The organism is Streptomyces sp. NPDC056161, from assembly GCF_042268025.1.
GTDB lineage: Bacteria > Actinomycetota > Actinomycetes > Streptomycetales > Streptomycetaceae > Streptomyces.
The window spans coordinates 1-5,945 of the sequence record NZ_JBHJUV010000122.1; the positions used below are offsets into that span (position 1 = coordinate 1).

At 72.4% G+C, this 5,945-nt stretch carries 5 protein-coding genes; all 5 read left to right on the forward strand.

Going from position 1 to position 5,945, the window contains the following annotated elements:
* Window positions 1–327 precede the first annotated feature (327 nt).
* The 5 genes from ACFC09_RS45585 (at window position 328) to ACFC09_RS45605 (ending at window position 5,840) form a co-directional block, all read left to right on the forward strand.
* Window positions 328–897 carry a hypothetical protein gene (locus tag ACFC09_RS45585; RefSeq protein ID WP_376539040.1) on the forward strand — a complete coding sequence of 190 codons (570 nt, stop codon included), beginning with the start codon at window positions 328–330 and terminating at the stop codon, window positions 895–897.
* Between the two features lie 98 nt (window positions 898–995).
* A complete protein-coding gene (locus tag ACFC09_RS45590; protein ID WP_376539042.1) occupies window positions 996–1,763 on the forward strand; it encodes a hypothetical protein in 768 nt (255 codons plus the stop codon).
* Window positions 1,764–1,884: 121 nt separating this feature from the next.
* Window positions 1,885–3,396, forward strand: coding sequence for a hypothetical protein (locus tag ACFC09_RS45595; RefSeq protein ID WP_376539044.1), 1,512 nt, complete (start codon window positions 1,885–1,887; stop codon window positions 3,394–3,396).
* Window positions 3,397–3,451: 55 nt separating this feature from the next.
* Window positions 3,452–4,480 carry a phosphoadenosine phosphosulfate reductase family protein gene (locus ACFC09_RS45600; protein ID WP_376539046.1) on the forward strand — a complete coding sequence of 343 codons (1,029 nt, stop codon included), beginning with the start codon at window positions 3,452–3,454 and terminating at the stop codon, window positions 4,478–4,480.
* Window positions 4,481–4,721: 241 nt separating this feature from the next.
* Entirely contained in the window at window positions 4,722–5,840 is a 1,119-nt protein-coding gene (locus ACFC09_RS45605; protein ID WP_376539048.1) for a hypothetical protein, read from the forward strand.
* The last annotated feature ends 105 nt before the right edge of the window (window positions 5,841–5,945 follow it).

The window sequence follows — 5,945 nt, forward strand, 5'->3', positions numbered from 1 at the left end:
ACCGAACCTGCGGGGGGTGCCAGGCCGAGCCGCTTCGCGGTCGCTTCGCGAGCCTGGCACCCCCCACAGAACCGGCGGTCGGGCGGAGCTGCCCGACCGACCGAGGGGAGCCCCCGCCCGCCGGGTGGAGCCGTGGCAGGCCCGCCGGGCAAGGCTCGCCCGGATGGGGTGGAAACCGCCCCTGACCTGCGAAAACGTGTGAGGTAGATCACTCGTTTGGAGGGTCTTCAGGGCTGGACTTCTACCCCAAAATAAGGCATGATTAGTGATGTCGGAAGGGGATGGCAGTCCTCCCCGACAACCCGAACCTTCAACACGGGAGCAACGATGTACGCAGAGCTGGAGACCGAGACCCCGCGCGAGATCGGCGGATTCGCCCTCTACCTGTCCACCACCTACGTGTGGACCGAGGGGCGCCCCCGGCTGGTGACGACCGCCGCCGACGTCAACGAGACGTGGTGGACCGTCCGGGCGGCCGACGTGACGGACAAGCTGACCGTCCGTCAGTCCCCGGACTCGGAACTGGTCCGGCTGCTCGACGCCGAGGACGGCACCGTGGTCACCACGATCGTCCCGGTCCCCGCCGGGATGCTCGACCACCACACCCCCACCCTCGCGGAGGCCCGCAGCATCCCCCTCGCGGCCCGCTGGATGAGCAGCAAGCTGTTCACCGGCCAGTCGGTGACCGCGCCCGAGAGCGCCGACCGCTACGAGGTGCGCGACCTCCTGGTCCGCGCCGCCCGCCGTGGCGAGACCGTCGCGACGAGCCCGGACCTGGTCATCGTGCGCAACTGCGAGAACCGGCCCGTCGCCTTCCTCCGGGAGGGGTGGCACCCGCAGAACGCGCGGCCGTCCGCCCCGAGCCTGAGCGCGCTGCTGAAGCACCGCCGCCGGTAGGACTCCGGTGGGCCCGCCCGGTGGCAGCCGGGCGGGCCCACCCCGCAAGGGCTTTGGCAGAAGCCCGCCCCGAACCTTCAACACAGGGAGACAACGACATGGCGACGAACGACGCCCCCGACACCCCGGAGAAGCGGTACCGCATCGGCGACCGGACCCCGGACGGCCGGTACCCCGTCACGGTCGATGGGAAGCTGATCGGCCACATCCACCGCTGGCACGGCGACTGGCACGCGCGCGTGCTGGGCCAGGTCGAGGAGAGCCAGCACGAGGACCGCGACAAGGCCGCCGCCCACCTGGACACCGTCACCCAGTCCGGCGCCGCCCTCCCCCAGACCGAACAGGCCGGTGACACGGCGCCCGAGGGCATCGTCCCGTGGCTGCACCCGCGGATGGCGCCCACGCGGCGCAACATCCTGAGCGCGGGCATCTGCCTGGGGCGGCTCGATGAAATCGCGTGGAGCCCCAAGCACGGCTACCCCGGGTCGGACAACCCGTTCGAGATGGAAGACCTGATCTGCGGCTGGGTCGGGAACCGCTGGTGGAGCCACCTGCGCGGGCGCAACGGCGACCCGACGCCGCGTCCCGCGTGGCGTCACGAGGGGTGCAAGGTCCCCTTCGAGGAGCAGGCCGCCCGCGTGGCCGAGCTGGTGGGCAAGCGCCCCACCCAGTGCCCGTGCGAGACCGGGCACCCGACCGACCGCGAGGCGGTGACCGGCCTGCTGGACGAGGCCGACAGCGCCCGCAAGGCCGGTGACATCGAGGCCCTGCGCGGTCACCTGACCCGGCTGCTCGGTCCCTGCCCGGCGGCGCCGACCCGCGCCGCGGTGATGCGGGACATCGTCAAGCCTTCGCAGAAGGACTGACCTGAACCGGGGGCACGGGCCCACGTCCGTGCCCCCGGCCACAGGGCGGCGATCGAGCCGCCCGCCGTGACCGCCGCCGTCCGCCGGCGCGAAGCCACCCGACCCGAGGATTCAGTTCTCCGTGCCTGCAACTGCCCTGCCCGCAGCCCTCTTTGACCTGCCCGAGCCCTCGGAACGGACCACGTTCGGCCGGTCCTCCGGGATGACCGTGCTGAGCTACGGACTCGGAGCCGACAGCACGGCCATCCTGATCGAGTTCCTGGACCACCCCGAGCGGTACGGTCTGGCCCCCGACCTCTCCGACCTGATCGTGGTTCACGCGGTCACCGGAGACGAATGGCCGGACACCCTGGACTATGTCGACCGGCTGGTCCTCCCGCGCATGCGCCGGGCGGGGGTCCGGCTGGTGCAGGTGGCCCGCGCCGGCCGCCAGGACGCGGACGGCGTTGTCGTCCTGGACGACAGCCGGTCTCCCCGACGGATCTTCGCGCGGGGGCCGTGGCGTCTGAGCGACGAGCTCCGGGAGGCCGGAACCGTCCCCCAGATCGCCAATGGCCGTAGGACGTGCAGCATCCGTTTCAAGGGATGGGTGCTGGACCAGTGGACGGAGGCCGAGTTCGGCGGCGCGAGCTACCGCCGGGTGATCGGCTACCACTACGGCGAGCTGAAGCGCGCGGAGAAGGACAGCCGCATCCAGCGCGAGCACAACCGGGCCGCGGGCCGGACCATCTGCGAGCCGTTCTATCCCCTGATCCTGGCCCGTCAGGACCGGGCGGACGTCGAGCGGTTCGTCCTGGAACGGCTCGGAGAGCCGGTGAAGAAGTCGTACTGCTCGCAGTGCCCCTTCAGCGGCGTATGCGCGAGCAGGGAGGCCCACGAGGCGCGTCTGCGGGACCACCCGCACATCGCCGCGGACGTCCTGCGGATGGAGCACGTCGCGATGGCGCTCAACGAGCGCTCCAGCCTGTACGGGACGGACAGCCTGTACCGCAGGCTCACCGAGGACGGCCGCAACCACCCCGTGCTCAGCGCCTTCGAGGAGTCGTTGGACCAGGCCCCGTACGCGATCTACGAGGTGCGGAGGATCTACTACGCGGCCCGCACGCCGGACTGCCGCACCCATCACGGCCGGTCCTGCCGGTCACCGAAGTGGTGGTGCCGACAGCCGCGGACCGAACAGTGCCGGGCCGACCACCCCGCCGGGGACTTCGAGCCGTGGTGCCCCGGGCACCGCGAATGCCGGGGACCGGCGAAGAAGGGCCCCGCCTGGCGGTCGGTGCGGACCGTGTGGGAAGGCGACCGCCGCACCGCCGAGCAGCTGATCCGGCAATTCGCCGCCCGCCACGGGCTCGCCCTGGAGCGCGGGGAGACGTCCGGCATCCAGCGGGCCCACTACCTCACCGCCGACGGCGGGTTCCCGGCGGCCGCCGCCTTCGCCGTCGCGGCGCCGGCCGGAGTCCGCGACAAGCAGCGGAAGCACTTCGAGGAGGCGTGGACCCGGCACACCGGGGACGTCGGCACCCGCTGGAACCCGCTCCGGCCGCTGCCCGCGCCCGAACCCCCACGCCCCACGGGCGGAAAGCCGCTGATCCGCCGGGCCAAGACCATCGGCGGCGTGACCCTCATCGCCTGAACCACCCCGCGGGCTCCGGAACCGCCGGAGCCCGCCCAACACCGAGGAGAGCAAGATGAGTTACACCGATCCGGTCGCTTTCGCCGCGACCCGGCACCGCATCGTGATCAACCTGTCCGGCGGGAAGGACGGCGTGATCGCGGGCGCCAAGGCGATGGACGCCGCCCGCCGGGCCGGGGTCGCCGACCGCGTATGGACCGCCCACGCCAGCCTGGGCCCGATGGAGTGGCCCGCCGTCACCGTGGACGGCGTGCGCTGGCCCAGCGCCAGCGAGCTCGCCGCCCAGCACAGCCAGATTCTCGGCGTCCCCCCAGAGCGGCACATCGAGGTCCGCCGCACCCGGCAGGTCGACGGCCGCACGGTCCCCTTCGACCTGCTCACGTTCATCGCCGAGCGGGGGGATTGGCCCTGGCTAGGTCAGGCCCGCACCTGCACCGGACCGTGGAAGACGAAGATGGTGTTCGGCGCCTTCACCGAGCAGGTCCGCGCCCTGCGCAAGGAGGTCCAAGGGCCGCTGATGTTCGCCAACGTCCTCGGCCTGAGGGCGGAGGAGAGCCGCGACCGACGCAACCGGCAGGTGTGGCGCCGCACGACCGAGAACACCCACCGGGTGGTGGACGAGTGGCTGCCCGCCCACCAGGTGAGCACCGCCGACGTGTGGGCGTGGACCCTCGCGGAGGAGGTGCCGTACCACTGGTGCTACGACTCCCACCCCGGCGCCGGGGACCGCCGGGGGTCCAGCCGCTGTTCCTGCTCGACCTGCACGCTGGCCAGCCACCGCGATCTGCTGCTGGGTGTCGCCCGCCGGCCCCGGCTTGCCGAGCTGTGCGCACTGGTCGAGCGCGTCCGCCAGGTCCCCTTCAACCCCAACATCACGATGGCCGAGCTGATCGAGCAGTCCCGCCGCCCGGACGCCCCCGACCCGGGCGTCCGCGTCGAGGAGGACGCCGACTTCGAGCGCATGGAACGGGACGTGCACGCCGCCCTCCGGCGGCCGCCGACGTACGAGTCCAAGGCCCGCATCGGGTCCGCTCCGCTGCTGCACGCCACCGGCGGATGCGACACCTGCACCCTGACGATGTAGCCCCGGAACAGGGGGAACGGCGTTGACCCCGCTCAACACATAAGGCAGAATTAGCAACGGCCGAAGGTATGGCAGTTCCTTCGGCAACCCCGAACCTTCAACGTCCAGGAGTCGCGATGAGCCCCACCGTGCTTGCCGTGCTCTCCCCGGGGGCGGGCCGAACCGGTCCACCGACACTGACCCATCCCGCCGGCCCGGCCGTCTCCCACGGCCGGGCCGTGTCGCCCCCTACGGAGAACGCATGAGCAGTACATCCCTGACCTTCCCTGTCCGAAACGACCAGCTCCCCACCCTGCGCGAGGCGATCGAGCAGGCGGACCGGCAGACCCGGGCCCACGGGCTGACCGGATGCCACCTCACCCGCGGACCCGTCGAGCCCATGCCGTGGCCCGACGTCAACGGCGTCCCCATCGGCGCCGTGGCCGTCCAGGACGTCACCGTGACGTTCCCCCTCCTGCAGTTCCAGGGCTGGACCGTCATCGCCCAGGTCGAGCACGACGGGGCGGCGGGCAGCACCGTCACCGCGCTCCCGCCGTTCGAGGAAGAGGCCGCCGACCGGATCGCGCACTGCGACGCCTGCGGGGAACGCGGAGCCCTGACCAGCTACCTCCTGCGGCACGAGGACGGCAGCACGATGCAGCTGGGCACGACGTGCGCGGGCCCGTACGCGAACCTGCCCGTCACCGTCCTGCGCGACCTGTGGAACCTGATCCGCTGCTGCCTGACAGCTGAGCCGTACGAGCCAGGCGAAGTGCCGCCGGATCTGCGACTCCACGTCGACCAGGTCCTGGAGTACGCCGTCGCCCTGACCATCCAGGCCGGGTACGTCAAGCGCGGTGGCGGCTGGACGACCGCCGAACAGGTTCGCGCCCTGCTGCTGGGCGGCGCCGGCCGGGAGGCCCTGGACCAGCTGCACGAACACCTCCGGGCCGCCGGGAACGTCGAGGCCACGGCCGCCGCGGTCCGGGACTGGTGCCTGCACGGTGACGCGGCCGCGAGCGACTACCGCCGCAAGCTGACCCGCGCGGTCGCACAGGACCTGGCACCGGCGGACATCGGTCTGGTGGTGTCCGCAGTCCCGATGTACCTGCGCGAGGCCCAGCGGCGGCTGACCACGGAGGACCGCGAGTCGATCACGGCCACGGTCACCGAGGTCAGCCCGCTCGCGAGCCAGTGGGGCGAGCGCCGCCGTGTCCGCTTCACCGACGGCGCCGGACGCCGGTACGCGTGGGACTCGATGACCCAGCCGTTCCCCGAAGAGGGGCAACGGCTCCGTGTCACCGGCCGGGTCGTGCGCAACGCGGTCCGCGAGGGCATGGTCGAGACGTACCTGACCCGGTGCCGTGTCGCGCCGGCCTGAGCGCTGCCCAGCGGCGTCCGCCACGGCTCCGCCCGGTGGGCGGGGGCTCCCCTCGGTCGGTCGGGCAGGCTCGCCCGTACCCGGGTTCCGGCGGGGCCGCCAGGC

Excerpts from the sequence above, each read along its gene's own strand:
- ACFC09_RS45605 (WP_376539048.1), top strand. The coding sequence starts at position 4,722 with ATGAGCAGTACATCCCTGACCTTCCCTGTCCGAAACGACCAGCTCCCC.
- ACFC09_RS45585 (WP_376539040.1), top strand. The coding sequence starts at position 328 with ATGTACGCAGAGCTGGAGACCGAGACCCCGCGCGAGATCGGCGGATTC.
- ACFC09_RS45590 (WP_376539042.1), top strand. The coding sequence starts at position 996 with ATGGCGACGAACGACGCCCCCGACACCCCGGAGAAGCGGTACCGCATC.
- ACFC09_RS45600 (WP_376539046.1), top strand. The coding sequence starts at position 3,452 with ATGAGTTACACCGATCCGGTCGCTTTCGCCGCGACCCGGCACCGCATC.